Source organism: Paraburkholderia silvatlantica (assembly GCF_003096715.1).
Classification (GTDB): Bacteria; Pseudomonadota; Gammaproteobacteria; order Burkholderiales; family Burkholderiaceae; genus Paraburkholderia; species Paraburkholderia silvatlantica.
In genome coordinates, this window is sequence record NZ_QEOL01000043.1 from 1 (window position 1) to 14,954 (window position 14,954).

A 14,954-nucleotide genomic window follows, 5' to 3' on the forward strand; every position below is an offset into this window, starting at 1 on the left:
TTATGAAGACTCTTTATCGCTTCGTCAACCCCTTTTTTTCGCTCACCGCTTAAAAAGGCTGCTGACTTCGCAAACCGCCGGTTCCCGCGGCGGCCTTCGCTGCACCAACGTCAGAGACATCGAACGGCGAAGGGGGCGAATCTTAGCGCCCCCGCCTGCGCTGTGCAAGGGGGTGGCGGGAAATAATTTCGATCGCCGTTCCCGGCGATCGAATCTCCCAGGTATTTACTTGTTCTTGAATACGGGCTTGCGCTTCTCGACGAAGGCCGCCATCCCTTCCTTTTGATCTTCCGAAGCGAAGAGCGAATGGAACAGGCGGCGCTCGAAGTGCACCCCTTCAGCAAGTGTCGTCTCGTAGGCGCGATTCACCGACTCCTTCGCCATCATCACGGCCGGCAACGAGAATTCGCAGATGGTCGCCGCCGCGGCCAGCGTTTCGTTCAGCAGCTCTGCCGCGGGAATCACTCGCGACACGAGCCCGGCGCGCTCCGCCTCTTCCGCACCCATCATCCGTGCGGTCAAGCACAGGTCCATCGCCTTCGCTTTCGACACCGCACGCGGCAGGCGCTGCGTACCACCCGCCCCTGGAATCACACCCAGCTTGATTTCGGGCTGGCCGAACTTCGCCGTATCGGCGGCGAAGATCATGTCGCACATCATGGCCAGTTCGCAGCCACCACCAAGCGCGAAGCCTGCAACCGCCGCGATGATCGGCTTGCGAATCGAGCGGATCGTTTCCCAGTTGCGCGTGATGTAATCGCCTTTGTACACATCCATGAAGGTGTAGCTCGCCATCATCCCGATGTCCGCGCCGGCCGCGAACGCCTTTTCGCTGCCCGTGATGACGATCGCACCCACGCCCTCATCGGAATCGAACGCCTTGAGCGCTGCACCCAGTTCGTCCATGAGCGCGTCGTTCAGTGCGTTGAGCGCCTTTGGCCGGTTCAGCGTGATCAGTCCGACCTTGCCACGCGTCTCGACCAGGATGTTTTCGTACCCCATAACTCCTCCTTTCATCAAAAGAAAGTCCTAAAAAAATTCTTTTACGCCGAACTTTGACTAATGCTAACATTTGCCAACCAACCGGTCGGTCAATTAATTGGCACGGGCCCTGTCCAACCTCTCAATCAACGTTGAGCCATGACACATTCGCTGTTCGCCAAGCATGAGGGTGCGCTTCAAAAAGCGCTTGCCGCCATCGAGACCCGCGGCTACTGGAGCCCGTTCGCCGAAATGCCTAGCCCCAAAGTGTACGGGGAAACCGCTAGCGCCGATGGCGAAGCCGCGTTCAAGGCTCACCTGAATCGGACCTTCGAACTCGACCAGCCGTCGACGGGCGAAACCGTCGGCAGCGAAGCCTCACCGTTCGGCTTCGCGCTCGGCGCGCGCTATCCGAAGTCGACGCCGGACCAGTTGATCGAAGCCGCGCAGCAAGCGCAGCGCGACTGGCGCGCCGCTGGCCCGCAGGCTTGGGCAGGCGTGAGCCTCGAGATCCTCGAGCGCCTGAACCGCGCGAGCTTCGAGATCGCGTTCAGTGTGATGCACACGACCGGCCAGGCGTTCATGATGGCCTTCCAGGCCGGCGGCCCGCACGCTCAGGACCGCGCGCTCGAAGCCGTCGCGTACGCATACGACCAGCTGCGCCGCATTCCCGCCGATGCGCACTGGGAAAAGCCGCAGGGCAAAAACCCGCCCCTCGCGATGCAAAAGCGTTTCACCATCGTGCCGCGCGGTACCGGCCTCGTGCTCGGCTGCTGCACGTTCCCGACCTGGAACGGCTACCCCGGCCTTTTCGCCGATCTGGCGACGGGCAACACGGTCATCGTCAAGCCGCACCCGGGCGCGATCCTGCCGCTCGCGATCACTGTGCGCATTGCGCGTGAGGTGCTGCGCGAAGCCGGCTTCGATCCGAACGTCGTGACGCTGCTCGCCACCGATCCCAACGATGGCGCACTCGTGCAGCAGCTCGCACTGCGCCCCGAAATCAAGCTGATCGACTTCACGGGCAGCACGCAAAATGGCGACTGGCTCGAACGCAATGCGCACCAGGCGCAGGTCTATACCGAAAAGGCCGGCGTCAACCAGATCGTGATCGACTCCGCGGAAGACCTGAAGGCCGTCGCCCGCAACATCGCGTTCTCGCTCTCCCTTTACTCGGGCCAGATGTGCACGGCCCCGCAGAACATCTATGTGCCGCGCGACGGCATCCGCACCGCTGAGGGCCAGGTGAGCTTCGAGGCCGTCGCTCAGGCGATTGCCGGCGCCGTGCAGAAGTTCGTCGCCGATCCGGCGCGCGCCGTCGAAGTGCTCGGCGCGATCCAGAACGAAGGCGTGACGGCTCGCATCGATGAAGCCCGCAAGCTCGGCACCGTGCTCGCCGATAGCCAGACGCTCGAACACCCCCAGTTCGCCGGCGCACGCGTACGCACGCCGCTCGTGCTCTCGCTCGACGCAGCCCGCGACGCCGCCCAGTTCACGCGCGAATGGTTCGGCCCGATCTCGTTCGTGATCGCCACGGATTCGACTGCCCAGTCGCTCAAGCTGGCAGGCGAGACCGCGCGTGATCACGGCGCGCTCACCCTTTCCGCCTATAGCACGGACGACGCCGTGATCGAAGCTGCACACGAAGCCGCCATCACCGGCGGCGTGGCGCTCTCGATCAACCTCACGGGCAGCGTGTTCGTGAACCAGTCGGCGGCGTTCTCGGACTTCCACGGCACCGGCGCGAACCCCGCGGCGAACGCCGCGCTCGCCGACGCCGCCTTCGTGGCGAACCGCTTCCGCGTGGTTCAGAGCCGCGTTCATGTTGAACCGAAAGCAGCTCCCGCGGTAGCTGGCTGAACGGCCTATGCCGTTCGGCCGAATGGCGCCCGACTGCCCATCCCTCTAGCATGCAAGGCGTGAGTGCACTTCTGCGCTCGCGCCCCAGGAATCCGAGATGACCGAAGCCTATATCTGCGACGCGATTCGCACCCCATTCGGCCGCTATGGCGGCGCCCTCAAGGACGTTCGCGCGGACGACCTCGCCGCGGTGCCCATCCGCGCGCTCGTCGAGCGCAATCCCGGCGTGGACTGGCGCACGCTCGACGACGTGCTCTACGGCTGCGCCAACCAGGCCGGCGAAGACAACCGCAACGTCGCGCGGATGGCCGCGCTGCTCGCGGGCCTGCCGACCGACGCGCCGGGCGGCACGCTCAACCGCCTGTGCGGCTCGGGCCTCGACGCCGTCGGCAGTGCGGCGCGCGCCATCAAGGCGGGCGAAGCGCGCCTCATGATCGCGGGCGGCGTGGAAAGCATGACGCGCGCGCCGTTCGTCATGGGCAAGGCGGCTTCGGCGTTTTCGCGGGAAGCGGCCACCTATGACACGACCATCGGCTGGCGTTTCGTCAACAAGCTGATGAAGCAGCAGTACGGCGTCGATTCGATGCCGGAAACGGCGGAAAACGTCGCGGAAGAATTCAGCATCAGTCGCGCCGATCAGGACGCATTCGCGCTGCGCAGCCAGCAGAAAGCGGCACGCGCGCAGAAGGACGGCACGCTTGCGCAGGAAATCGTCGCGGTCGAGATTGCGCAAAAGAAGGGTGACCCGGTACACGTCACGCTCGATGAGCACCCGCGCGAGACTTCGCTCGAATCGCTCGGCAAGCTCAAGGGCGTCGTGAAGCCGGACGGCACGGTCACGGCGGGCAACGCCTCTGGCGTCAACGACGGCGCCTGCGCCCTGCTGCTCGCCAATGAGGAAGCCGCGAGGCAATACGGCCTGCGCCGCCGCGCGCGCGTGCTCGGCATGGCCACGGCCGGCGTCGCGCCGCGCATCATGGGCATCGGCCCGGCGCCCGCGACGCAAAAACTGCTCAAGCAGCTCGGCATGACGCTGGATCAGTTCGACGTGATCGAGCTCAACGAGGCGTTCGCCTCGCAAGGCCTCGCCGTGCTGCGAGCACTCGGCATTGCCGACGACGATCCGCGCGTGAATCCGAATGGCGGCGCGATTGCGCTGGGCCACCCGCTCGGCGCTTCGGGTGCGCGTCTCGTGACGACTGCGGTCCATCAGCTGGAGCGTACGAACGGACGCTTTGCGCTTTGTACGATGTGCATCGGCGTCGGCCAGGGCATCGCGCTCGCTATCGAACGCGTCGAGGCATAACACGCGCAGTATCGACCGGCCGCCGGGCGATGCGTCCGGCGGCCTCAGGCAGCTTTGCATGGGACCAGAGTAAGTGCTCTGCACGGGTCCGGAGTAAGTGCTGAAGCACAAACTCCGGCCGACAGCTGAAGCGCTAACCCGGGTCGACAGCTTTGCATGGGGCCGCACTAAACGCTAAGCGCCAAGCGCGGCCGACAAGGAGACAACCGATGCCCTACGATGCGATCCGCGTCGAAATCGACGCATCCACCCGCGTGGCCACAATCACGCTGAACCGCCCGGACAAGCTCAACAGCTTTACGCGCGCCATGCACCGCGAGCTTGCCGCAGCGCTCGACGAGGTCGCCGCGGCCGGCGCGCGCGCCCTCGTGCTGACGGGTGCGGGCCGCGGTTTCTGCGCGGGCCAGGATCTCGCCGATCTCGACTTCACGCCGGGTGCGATGACCGATCTCGGCGACCTCATCGATGAGCATTTCAATCCGCTGATCAAGCGCCTGCAGACGCTGCCGATGCCCGTGATCGCCGCCGTCAACGGCACTGCGGCCGGCGCCGGCGCCAATCTCGCCCTCGCCTGCGACCTCGTGCTCGCCGCACGATCCGCAAGCTTCATCCAGGCGTTCGTAAAGATCGGCCTCGTGCCCGATTCTGGCGGTACGTGGTTCCTGCCCAGGCGCGTGGGCATGGCGCGCGCGCTCGGACTCGCCATGACTGGCGAAAAACTGGGCGCGGAAAAGGCGGAGAGCTGGGGCCTCGTCTGGCAAGTGACCGACGACGCGGAACTCGCACAAACGGCCGGCGCGCTCGCCGCACGCCTCGCGCAGCAACCCACGCGCGCGATCGTCGCTACGCGCGAAGCGCTGCGCGCATCGGCCACGAACTCGCTCGACCAGCAACTCGATCTCGAACGCGACCTGCAGCGCGAACTGGGCGCTTCGTACGATTACGCAGAAGGCGTGCAGGCCTTCATCGAAAAACGCGCACCGCACTTCGAGGGCCGCTGAGATGTCCACCCAAGTCTCGCAACTGCCAGAGGACGACAGCCTGCCGCCTGACGAACTTGCTCGCGCGGCCGCGCAAGCGATGTACGAAGCCGACGGCTGCACGCGCGCACTCGGAATGGAACTCCTCGAAGTGCGCGCCGGCTACGCGCGCCTCTCCATGACCGTGCGGCCCGAGTTTCTCAACGGCCATCAGACCTGCCACGGCGGGATGATTTTCTCGCTCGCGGATTCGGCGTTCGCCTTCGCGTGCAATTCATACAACGTCAACACCGTAGCGGCCGGCTGCTCGATCGAGTTCCTGCGTCCAGTCCTGCGCGACGAGGTGTTGACCGCCGAAGCCGTCGAACAGGTGCTATCGGGGCGCAACGGGGTCTACGACATCCGAGTGACGAACCGGGCAGGCGAAACCGTCGCGCTGTTCCGAGGCAAGTCCGCGCAGATTCGCGGCAACGTCATTCCAGTCGCAACGTGAAGCGGGTTTCCCCTTCTCGATTCCCTACGCGTCACGAGTCACGTTCTTAAGATCCAGGAGACACTCATGAGTACCACGCTGCCGCTCGAACCCATCGAAAAGGCGAGCCGCGACGAGCTTGCTGCGCTGCAACTCGAGCGCCTGAAATGGTCGCTAAACCACGCTTATGAGAATTCGCCGGTCTATCGCCGCAAATTCGACGAAGCAGGCGTGCATCCGTCCCAGGTGCAGTCGCTCGCCGACCTCGCGCGCTTCCCGTTCACCACGAAGAAGGATCTGCGCGACAACTATCCCTTCGGCATGTTCGCGGTGCCGCAAGACCAGATTTCGCGCATCCATGCGTCGTCAGGTACGACGGGCAAGCCTACCGTGGTGGCTTACACGGCGCGCGACATCGACACCTGGGCGAACCTCGTCGCGCGTTCGGTGCGCGCAGCGGGCGCACGGCGCGGCGACAAGGTGCACATCAGTTACGGCTATGGACTCTTTACGGGCGGCCTTGGCGCGCACTATGGCGCGGAACGTGCGGGTCTCACCGTCATTCCGTTCGGCGGCGGCCAGACCGAGAAGCAGGTCCAACTGATCCAGGACTTCCGCCCCGACATCATCATGGTCACGCCGAGCTACATGCTCGCTATCGCCGACGAAATGGAGCGCCAGGGCATCGATCCGGCCACCTGTTCGCTGCGCATCGGCATCTTTGGCGCGGAGCCGTGGACCAACGACATGCGCAAGGCCATCGAGCAGCGCATGGGCATCACGGCCGTCGACATCTACGGCCTTTCGGAAGTGATGGGCCCGGGCGTCGCCTCGGAATGCGCGGAAACGAAAGACGGCCCGACGATCTGGGAAGACCACTTCTACCCCGAGGTCATCGACCCGGAAACCGGCGAAGTGCTGCCCGACGGGGAATTCGGCGAGCTCGTCTTCACCTCGCTCACCAAGGAAGCGCTGCCCATCATCCGTTACCGCACGCGCGACCTCACGCGTCTCTTGCCGGGTACGGCGCGCACCATGCGCCGCATGGAAAAGATCACGGGCCGCTCGGACGACATGCTGATCATCCGCGGCGTGAACGTGTTTCCCACGCAGATCGAGGAACTGCTGCTCAGGCAGCCGGCGCTCGCGCCGCACTATCAGATCGTCCTGACGAAGGAAGGTCCGATGGACGTGATGTCGCTCAACTGCGAACCGTGCCCGGAAACCGCGCCCGACTATGGCGCGCTCGACGCAGCCAGCAAGGCGCTCGCCTACGACATCAAGGCGCTGATCGGCGTGACGTGCAAAGTGAACGTGCTCGAAGTGAACGGCATCGAGCGCTCGGTTGGCAAGGCAAAGCGAGTCATCGACAAGCGGCCGAAGTAAACCGCGGCTCGCAACGCGCAGCAAGAGAGAAAGCCGGCAAGCACCGGCTTTCTCTCTTCACGTGTGCAGCGCAAGCGCCACCCCGATCACGAGTTCGGGAACAGCAGCCACATGCGTCCGCCCTGTTTCATCTTGCCGGCCAGATCTCCGGCGTCGTCGCCCAGGCCCCAGAAGTAGTCGGCGCGCACCCCGCCCTTGATCGCCGTGCCCGTGTCCTGCGCGAACACGAGCCGGTTGAGCGGCGTATTCGTGAGCGGGCGCGTGGTCTGGAGAAATACCGGCGTGCCAAGCGGGATCGACGACGGATCGACGGCAATCGAGCGTTCCGGCGTGAGCGGCACGCCGAGCGCACCGATCGGGCCGTCCGCGCCGCCCTGCGCGTCGCCTTCGGAGCCCGCCATCTCGCGGAAAAACACGAAACGCGGATTGGTGTCGAGGAGCGCGTCCACGCGCGTCGGGTTCTCGCGTGCCCATGCCTTGATGCCCTGCATGGTCGCCTGCGCGGGCGTGAGTTCGCCGTGGTCGAGCAGCCAGCGCCCGATCGACTTGTACGGCTGGTTGTTGGTGCCGCCAAAGCCCACGCGCATCACGCTGCCGTCTTCCATCACGATGCGCCCGGAGCCCTGCACCTGCAGGAAGAACGCTTCGATCGGATCGTCCACCCAGACGAGTTCGTTGCCGCCCAGCACGCCCGAACGTTCGAGCTGCGCGCGCGGCGGCATCGCGGCGCCCGGACGATAACCGGACGGCCAGCGATACAGCGCGGTCTGATAGATGCCGTGACGCGTGCGCGAACCGCGCAGCAGCGGTTCGTAGTAGCCGGTCACGAGGCCGTCGAGCGTGCCGTCGTTGTTGGCGAACTGATAGGGCGTGAAATACGTTTCGAAGAATGCGCGTGCGCTCGAGGCGTCCAGATCGTCGAGCTGCGAGGCCGCAGAGCACGCGCGCTGCCAGCGAGGATCGCGCGCGAGGCGCGTGCAGTTCGCGCGCAGCGCCGCGGTCACGCCGATCAGCGAGTCATCCTGCCAGCCCTGCACCTGCTGCCAGGCGACCGGGGTGAGACGTTGCGCGGCGAGCTGCGAGGGCAGCGTGGGCGTGCCCTTGGGCGGCACATTGTGCACGTAGCCGGGGCCGCCGCATGCGGCAAGCAAAGCCGCCAGCGAAGCCGCGCCCAACCAGCCGCCTAACCGGACACTCGTGCGGCCACCCCAGCGGCCGCCCCCACGCCGAAGCGCCGCCCCCACGAGATATCGCACCTTTGTGAATCCCGGCATCACCGGGACATCGAGCCCCGAATCGACGTCAAAATCACGCCTACAATATTGGCTCTCGATGGATGCCGCCATGTCAGAACTGCTCGACGAATACCCGATGCTCATGTTTGGTCTGGAAGCGCTCCTTGCGCTGTTCCTGCTGATTTTCATCGTTGTGTGGACCGCGTCGGGCAGGAAAAAACAAGCCTCGCGCGACGATCGGCGTCAGGACTAGCAGACCCCGAATTCTCGCGCCGGTTCAATGCAGCGTGCGTGGCATGCGCAGCACGAACTCGGGCACGCTCGCCTCGAAGCGCTCGGCATCCTCGGCCACACAGAAGTACTCCCCACGCATGGTGCCCACCGGCGTTGCGATCACGGCCCAGCTCGTGTACTCGAACTGCTCGCCCGGCTTCAGAAGCGGCTGATGGCCGACTACCCCGAGCCCCTTCACTTCCTGCACGTAATTTTCGCTGTCGGTGATCACCCAGTGGCGCGCGATCAGCTGGGCGCTCACCTGACCGGTATTGCGAATGGTCAGCGTGTACGCGAAGGCATATTGCCGGCGCTCCGGATCCGATTCTTCGGGCAGGTAGCGCACCTGCGACGTCACGCTGAATTCGTACTGGCTCATCCTTGTTCCAATCGCCCGTGCGCGGCTGCTGAGTCCGTTGACCGAGACGCCCGCGCAGCAAGGCGCTCGCGAGCGCGCCGCGAGGCGCGGCACATGGTTTGGCATTCTGCTTCATGCAGCGGGCGCTCGCAACCCGACGCCGCCCGTGGCGCCAGCCACGGCAGTGGCAAGGATCGGCTCTCCCACTGACGGTAAAATACGGTTTTTCCGACAGTTTCCCGATTGCCGCCATGACGCAATTCCGCATCGCCCCCAGCATCCTCTCTGCCGACTTCGCGCGTCTTGGCGAAGAAGTCCGCAACGTCGTCGCTGCCGGCGCCGACTGGATCCACTTCGACGTGATGGACAACCATTACGTGCCGAACCTCACCATCGGCCCGCTGGTGTGCGAGGCGATCCGCCCGCACGTGAGCGTGCCCATCGACGTGCATCTGATGGTCCGCCCGGTCGACCGCATCGTGCCCGACTTCGCCAAGGCCGGCGCGAACCTCATCAGCTTTCACCCGGAAGGCTCGGATCACATCGACCGCACGCTCTCGCTGATCCGTGACCACGGCTGCAAGGCGGGCCTCGTGTTCAACCCGGCTACGCCGCTGAACTACCTCGACCACGTGATGGACAAGCTCGATCTCGTGCTCGTCATGTCGGTGAATCCGGGATTCGGCGGCCAGTCGTTCATTCCCGAGGCGCTCAACAAGCTGCGCGAGGCGCGCGCGAAGATCGACGCCTACACGGCCCGCACGGGCCGCGAAATCCACCTCGAAGTGGACGGCGGCGTGAAGGTCGACAATATCGCCGAAATCGCGGCGGCTGGTGCGGACACTTTCGTGGCGGGCTCGGCGATCTTCGGCAAGCCGGACTACAAGACCGTGATCGACGAGATGCGCGCGCAGCTCGCAAGCGTCACCCACACTGCGAACGCAAAATGAGCGCTCCTATCAAGTCCACTGCGAAGTCCACCGCGAAGTTCACCGCGCCGCGCATCGAAGCGGCGCTGATCGACCTCGACGGCACCATGGTCGACACTGCCGACGACTTCGCCGCCGGCGTGAACGGCATGCTCGCGCAACTCGACGCCGAGGAAACCACGCGCGAGGAGGTGATGGGCTACGTGGGCAAGGGCTCGGAGCACCTGATCCGCAGCGTACTCGCGCCGCGCTTTCCCGCGGAGAACGTCGAGGCGCGCTTCGACGAAGCGCTCGCGCTCTACCAGGATGAGTACGCGAAGATCAACGGCCGGCACACGCATCTATACCCGGACGTCGAGGCGGGTCTCGCTGCGCTGCGCGACCAGGGCATCAAGCTCGCGTGCGTGACCAACAAGCCGCACCGCTTCGCCGTCGAGCTTCTGCAGCAATACGGCCTCGCGCAGTATTTCGAAGTGGTGCTCGGCGGCGACAGCCTGGCGAAGAAGAAACCCGACCCGCTGCCGATGCTCACGGCCTGCGAGCGCCTGGGCGTGAAGCCCGCGGCGGCCGTGGCGATCGGCGATTCGGAGAACGACGCGATTGCGGGCCGGGCGGCCGGCATGGCCACGCTCACGGTGCCCTACGGCTACAACCACGGCCAACCTGTACAAAAAATTGAATCGGATGGTATAGTTGCCTCGCTGCTCGAAGCCGCCAAGGCGGTCGCAGCGCACAATGACCTGACTTAAGTTCTCAACTGAACGTCAACTATCCTCATGTTTCTGAATAAAAAACGGAGTCTGAGCACGATCGACCGGGGAGCCTGGCCCTGGCGTCGCTGGTCGCGCTAACCTCACCCGAGGTTCGCTGAAGCCTGTCTTCAGCACCGTTTTTTACTTCGCTGCGCACTCGCGCGTGTCTCGACTCTAAACTGTTGCGGTAACCCGTCGGCTGGTCCGGCCGTTGGCTTTCGTTGTCCTTGCGTGTCGTTTCGCCGTTCGCGGCGAGGTGCGCAAGGCGCGAGCGGCTACGCCTCACCCTCCGTCGATGTACTGCACGCCGGCCCGGCAAGCGCTGCATCGCGAGCGCGAACACGGACCGCACGAGCGAGCGCCAGCGGCCATCAAGCACTCAAAAACTAACGCCTCGCGCTCACCGCGCGCCCCGTTTTGAGCCGCACCGGGCCCGCACCCGCCGCGACTGGCAGCACGAACAGGATCGGAACATGACCGAACTCGAATTTCAGTCCCTCGCCAACGAGGGCTACAACCGCATCCCGCTGATCGCCGAAGCACTGGCCGATCTCGAAACGCCGCTCTCGCTGTATCTGAAGCTCGCGCAGCCCGAGCGCGGCGGCGCCAATTCTTTCCTGCTGGAGTCCGTGGTGGGCGGCGAGCGCTTCGGGCGCTACTCGTTCATCGGCCTGCCGGCGCGCTCGCTGATCCGCACGCGCAACGGCGTTTCGGAGGTCGTGCGCGACGGCCAGGTCGTCGAGACGCACGACAGCGATCCGCTCGATTTCATCGCGAAATACCAGGCACGCTTCAAGGTCGCGCAGCGTCCGGGCTTGCCGCGCTTCTGCGGCGGGCTCGCGGGCTACTTCGGCTACGACGCGGTGCGTTACATCGAGAAAAAGCTCGCCGATACCTGCCCGGCCGACGACCTCGGCCTGCCCGACATCCAGTTGCTGCTGACCGAAGAAGTCGCGGTCATCGACAATCTCGCGGGCAAGCTGTATCTCATCGTCTACGCCGATCCGCAAACGCCCGAGGCCTACACCAGGGCGAAGCACCGTCTGCGCGAGCTCAAGCAGCGCCTGCGCACCACGGTGCAGCCGCCGGTGACTTCGGCGAGCGTGCGCACCGAAACGTTCCGCGAATTCAAAAAGGACGATTACCTCGCCGCCGTGCGCAAGGCGAAGGAATACATCGCCGCTGGCGAGTTGATGCAGGTGCAGGTCGGCCAGCGCCTCACCAAGCCGTATCGCGACAATCCGCTGTCGCTCTACCGTGCGCTGCGCTCGCTCAATCCGTCGCCGTACATGTACTACTACAACTTCGGCGAATTCCACGTGGTGGGCGCGTCGCCGGAAATTCTCGTGCGCCAGGAAAAGCGCGGCGAGGACCGCATCGTGACGATCCGTCCGCTCGCCGGCACGCGAGCGCGCGGCAACACGCCCGAGCGCGACGCCGAGCTCGCGACCGAACTGCTCAACGACCCGAAGGAAATCGCCGAGCACGTCATGCTGATCGACCTCGCGCGCAACGACGTGGGCCGCATCGCCGAGATCGGCTCGGTGGCCGTCACCGACAAGATGATCATCGAGAAGTACTCGCACGTGCAGCACATCGTGAGTTCGGTGGAGGGCAAGCTCAAGCCCGGCATGAACAATTTCGACGTCCTGCGCGCCACGTTCCCGGCCGGCACGCTCTCGGGCGCGCCGAAGGTTCGCGCCATGGAACTGATCGACGAACTGGAGCCGGTGAAGCGCGGGCTTTACGGCGGCGCAGTCGGCTATCTTTCGTTCAACGGCGAGATGGACCTGGCCATCGCAATCCGCACCGGCCTCATCCACAACGGCAATCTGTATGTGCAGGCCGCCGCGGGCGTGGTGGCGGATTCGGTGCCCGAGTCCGAATGGCAGGAAACCGAGAACAAGGCGCGCGCGGTGCTGCGCGCCGCCGAGCAGGTCCAGGACGGCCTCGACAGCGACTTCTGAGCGGAGAAAAGACCATGTTGCTCATGATCGACAACTACGATTCGTTTACCTACAACATCGTCCAGTACTTCGGCGAACTCGGCGAAGACGTTCACACGTACCGCAACGACGAAATCACCCTCGACGAAATCGCGCAGCTCAACCCCGCGCGCATCTGCCTCTCGCCCGGTCCGAGCAACCCGCAGCACGCGGGCATCACGCTCGCCGTGCTGCGCGAATTCGCCGGCAAGACGCCGATTCTCGGCGTGTGCCTCGGCCATCAGGCGATTGGCGAAGCGTTCGGCGGGCGCGTCGTGCGTGCGAAGACCATCATGCACGGCAAGGTGAGCCAGATCGAAACCGACTGCAAGGGCGTGTTCGCCGACCTGCCGAGGCACTTCAACGTCACGCGTTATCACTCGCTCGCGATCGAGCGCGAGTCGCTGCCCGACTGCCTCGAAGTCTCGGCCTGGACCGACGACGGCGAAATCATGGGCGTGCGTCACCGCGAGCTTGCGGTGGAAGGCGTGCAGTTCCATCCGGAATCGATCCTTTCGGAGCACGGCCACGCCCTCTTCGAGAATTTCCTGAAGCAAACCAGGCGCGCTTGACCCGGAGGCGACCATCATGATTACCCCGCAGGAAGCGCTCCAGCGCACGATCGAGCACCGCGAGATTTTTCACGACGAGATGCTCCACCTCATGCGCCTCATCATGCGCGGCGAGCTTTCGCCCGTGCTGTCGGCCGCCATCATCACCGGCCTGCGCGTGAAGAAGGAAACCATCGGCGAGATCACCGCCGCCGCGACGGTGATGCGCGAGTTCGCGAATCACGTCGAGGTGAAAGACAACTCGAACTTCATCGACATCGTCGGCACCGGCGGCGACGGCTCGCACACCTTCAATATCTCCACGGCTTCGATGTTCGTGGCCGCGGCAGCCGGCGCGAAGGTCGCCAAGCACGGCAACCGGGGCGTCTCCAGCAAGTCGGGCAGCGCGGACGTGCTCGAGGCGCTCGGCGTGAACATCGATCTGCAGCCGGACCAGGTGGCCGCCTCGATCGCCGAAACGGGCATGGGCTTCATGTTCGCGCCCAATCATCATCCCGCGATGAAGAACATCGCCGCCGTGCGCCGCGAACTGGGCGTACGCACGATCTTCAACATCCTGGGGCCGCTCACGAATCCGGCCGGCGCGCCCAATCAGCTGATGGGCGTGTTTCATCCGGACCTCGTCGGCATTCAGGTTCGCGTGATGGAGCGGCTTGGCGCAAAACACGTGTGCGTCGTGTACGGCAAGGACGGCATGGACGAAGTCTCGCTCGGTGCGGCCACGCTCGTCGGCGAACTGAAGGACGGCCAGATTCGCGAGTACGAGATCCATCCCGAAGACTTTGGCATGCAGATGGTCTCGAACCGCTCGCTCAAGGTCGAAAACGCCGACGAGTCGAAAGCGATGCTGCTCGGCGCGCTCTCGAACGAGGCCGGAACCGCGCGCGAGATCGTCGCGCTGAATGCGGGCACGGCGCTCTACTCGGCGAACGTGGCGAACTCGATCGAAGAAGGCATCCGGCTTGCGCGCGAAACCCTCGCCAGCGGCCGCGCACGCGCCAAAGTCGACGAACTGGTACGCTTCACGCAACAGTTCAAACGCTGATCCCGCACCGTTTTTTGCCTCCGAACATCATGAGTGACATCCTCGAAAAGATCATTGCGGTCAAGCGCGAAGAAGTGCGCGCCGCCGAGCAGAGCGCCCCGCTCGAAGAACTGCGCCTGCAGGCCAGCACGCGTGACCTGCGCGATTTCGTCGGCGCCTTGCGCGCGAAGCACGACAACGGTCAGGCCGCCGTGATCGCCGAAGTGAAGAAGGCAAGTCCGTCGAAGGGCGTGCTGCGCGAAGACTTCCAGCCCGCCGAAATCGCGCGCTCGTACGCCGAGGGCGGCGCGGCCTGCCTCTCCGTGCTGACCGACGTGCAGTTCTTCCAGGGCAGCGCCGCGTACCTCGAAGCCGCGCGCGCCGCGTGCAGCCTGCCGGTGCTGCGCAAGGACTTCATCGTCGACCCGTACCAGGTCGTCGAAGCCCGCGCGATGGGCGCCGACGCGATCCTGCTGATCGCCGCCGCGCTCCAGCCCGGCGCAATGCGCGACCTCGAGGCGCTGGCGCATTCGCTCGGTCTCGCGGTGCTCGTCGAAGTGCACGGCCGCGATGAACTCACGCACGCGCTCACGCTGAAGACGCCGCTCATCGGCATCAACAATCGTAATCTGCGTACGTTCGAAACGACGCTGGACACGACCATCGGCATGCTCGACGACGTGCCTGAAGACCGCATCGTCGTGACCGAGTCGGGCATCCTCTCGCGTGCGGACGTCGAGAAAATGCGCGCGCTTTCCGTGCACACGTTCCTCGTGGGCGAGGCGTTCATGCGCGCCGGGCAGCCGGGCGCGGAACTCGCCCGCATGTTCTTCTGATCGCG

15 protein-coding genes are annotated in these 14,954 nt (G+C 65.0%); 12 read left to right on the forward strand and 3 right to left on the reverse strand.

All coding sequences use genetic code 11. The annotated features are described in order from the left end of the window. Positions 1-225: 225 nt before the first annotated feature. Positions 226-1,002: an enoyl-CoA hydratase gene (locus C7411_RS35385; protein ID WP_110388785.1), complete on the reverse strand. Its 777-nt coding sequence runs from the start codon at positions 1,000-1,002 to the stop codon at positions 226-228. A 138-nt stretch (positions 1,003-1,140) separates the two neighbouring features. On the opposite strand from C7411_RS35385, the gene paaN reads away from it, so the two are divergent. From paaN to paaK, 5 genes are all read left to right on the forward strand, one after another. After that, positions 1,141-2,841: a phenylacetic acid degradation protein PaaN gene (paaN, locus tag C7411_RS35390; protein WP_110388786.1), complete on the forward strand. Its 1,701-nt coding sequence runs from the start codon at positions 1,141-1,143 to the stop codon at positions 2,839-2,841. Between the two features lie 97 nt (positions 2,842-2,938). Beyond that, the gene (gene pcaF / locus C7411_RS35395; RefSeq protein WP_110388787.1) at positions 2,939-4,147 is read left to right on the forward strand and encodes a 3-oxoadipyl-CoA thiolase; all 1,209 of its coding nucleotides are present in this window, start codon (positions 2,939-2,941) and stop codon (positions 4,145-4,147) included. 209 nt (positions 4,148-4,356) lie between these two features. Then, on the forward strand, positions 4,357-5,148 hold the full coding sequence (gene paaG / locus C7411_RS35400) for a 2-(1,2-epoxy-1,2-dihydrophenyl)acetyl-CoA isomerase PaaG (RefSeq protein ID WP_110388788.1): 792 nt from the start codon (positions 4,357-4,359) through the stop codon (positions 5,146-5,148). Position 5,149: 1 nt separating this feature from the next. Then, complete coding sequence (gene paaI, locus C7411_RS35405) at positions 5,150-5,620, forward strand: hydroxyphenylacetyl-CoA thioesterase PaaI (protein WP_110388789.1); 471 nt, start codon at positions 5,150-5,152, stop codon at positions 5,618-5,620. 66 nt (positions 5,621-5,686) lie between these two features. After that, the gene (gene paaK, locus C7411_RS35410) at positions 5,687-6,985 is read left to right on the forward strand and encodes a phenylacetate--CoA ligase PaaK (RefSeq protein ID WP_110388790.1); all 1,299 of its coding nucleotides are present in this window, start codon (positions 5,687-5,689) and stop codon (positions 6,983-6,985) included. 86 nt (positions 6,986-7,071) lie between these two features. Here paaK and mltA read toward each other — a convergent pair whose 3' ends face one another. Beyond that, positions 7,072-8,364: a murein transglycosylase A gene (gene mltA / locus C7411_RS35415; RefSeq protein WP_243413457.1), complete on the reverse strand. Its 1,293-nt coding sequence runs from the start codon at positions 8,362-8,364 to the stop codon at positions 7,072-7,074. On the opposite strand from mltA, the gene C7411_RS37735 reads away from it, so the two are divergent. Continuing rightward, positions 8,330-8,473 carry a hypothetical protein gene (locus tag C7411_RS37735; RefSeq protein WP_165822966.1) on the forward strand — a complete coding sequence of 48 codons (144 nt, stop codon included), beginning with the start codon at positions 8,330-8,332 and terminating at the stop codon, positions 8,471-8,473. The two genes, mltA and C7411_RS37735, sit on opposite strands and share 35 nt — an antisense overlap. Before the next feature lie 24 nt (positions 8,474-8,497). Here C7411_RS37735 and apaG read toward each other — a convergent pair whose 3' ends face one another. Continuing rightward, positions 8,498-8,872: a Co2+/Mg2+ efflux protein ApaG gene (apaG, locus tag C7411_RS35420; protein ID WP_110388792.1), complete on the reverse strand. Its 375-nt coding sequence runs from the start codon at positions 8,870-8,872 to the stop codon at positions 8,498-8,500. A gap of 230 nt (positions 8,873-9,102) precedes the next feature. On the opposite strand from apaG, the gene rpe reads away from it, so the two are divergent. The 6 genes from rpe (at position 9,103) to trpC (ending at position 14,949) form a co-directional block, all read left to right on the forward strand. Next, positions 9,103-9,801, forward strand: a complete 699-nt coding sequence (gene rpe, locus C7411_RS35425; protein WP_110388793.1) for a ribulose-phosphate 3-epimerase — start codon at positions 9,103-9,105, stop codon at positions 9,799-9,801. After that, the gene (locus tag C7411_RS35430; protein WP_110388794.1) at positions 9,798-10,529 is read left to right on the forward strand and encodes a phosphoglycolate phosphatase; all 732 of its coding nucleotides are present in this window, start codon (positions 9,798-9,800) and stop codon (positions 10,527-10,529) included. Before rpe ends, C7411_RS35430 begins: the two co-directional genes overlap by 4 nt. Positions 10,530-11,005: 476 nt before the next feature. Beyond that, positions 11,006-12,499, forward strand: a complete 1,494-nt coding sequence (gene trpE, locus C7411_RS35435; protein ID WP_110388795.1) for an anthranilate synthase component I — start codon at positions 11,006-11,008, stop codon at positions 12,497-12,499. A gap of 14 nt (positions 12,500-12,513) precedes the next feature. Beyond that, positions 12,514-13,089 carry an aminodeoxychorismate/anthranilate synthase component II gene (locus tag C7411_RS35440; RefSeq protein WP_110388796.1) on the forward strand — a complete coding sequence of 192 codons (576 nt, stop codon included), beginning with the start codon at positions 12,514-12,516 and terminating at the stop codon, positions 13,087-13,089. A 13-nt stretch (positions 13,090-13,102) separates the two neighbouring features. Beyond that, positions 13,103-14,134 carry an anthranilate phosphoribosyltransferase gene (gene trpD / locus C7411_RS35445; RefSeq protein WP_110388797.1) on the forward strand — a complete coding sequence of 344 codons (1,032 nt, stop codon included), beginning with the start codon at positions 13,103-13,105 and terminating at the stop codon, positions 14,132-14,134. Positions 14,135-14,163: 29 nt separating this feature from the next. Next, entirely contained in the window at positions 14,164-14,949 is a 786-nt protein-coding gene (trpC, locus tag C7411_RS35450) for an indole-3-glycerol phosphate synthase TrpC (protein WP_110388798.1), read from the forward strand. Positions 14,950-14,954: the final 5 nt, after the last annotated feature.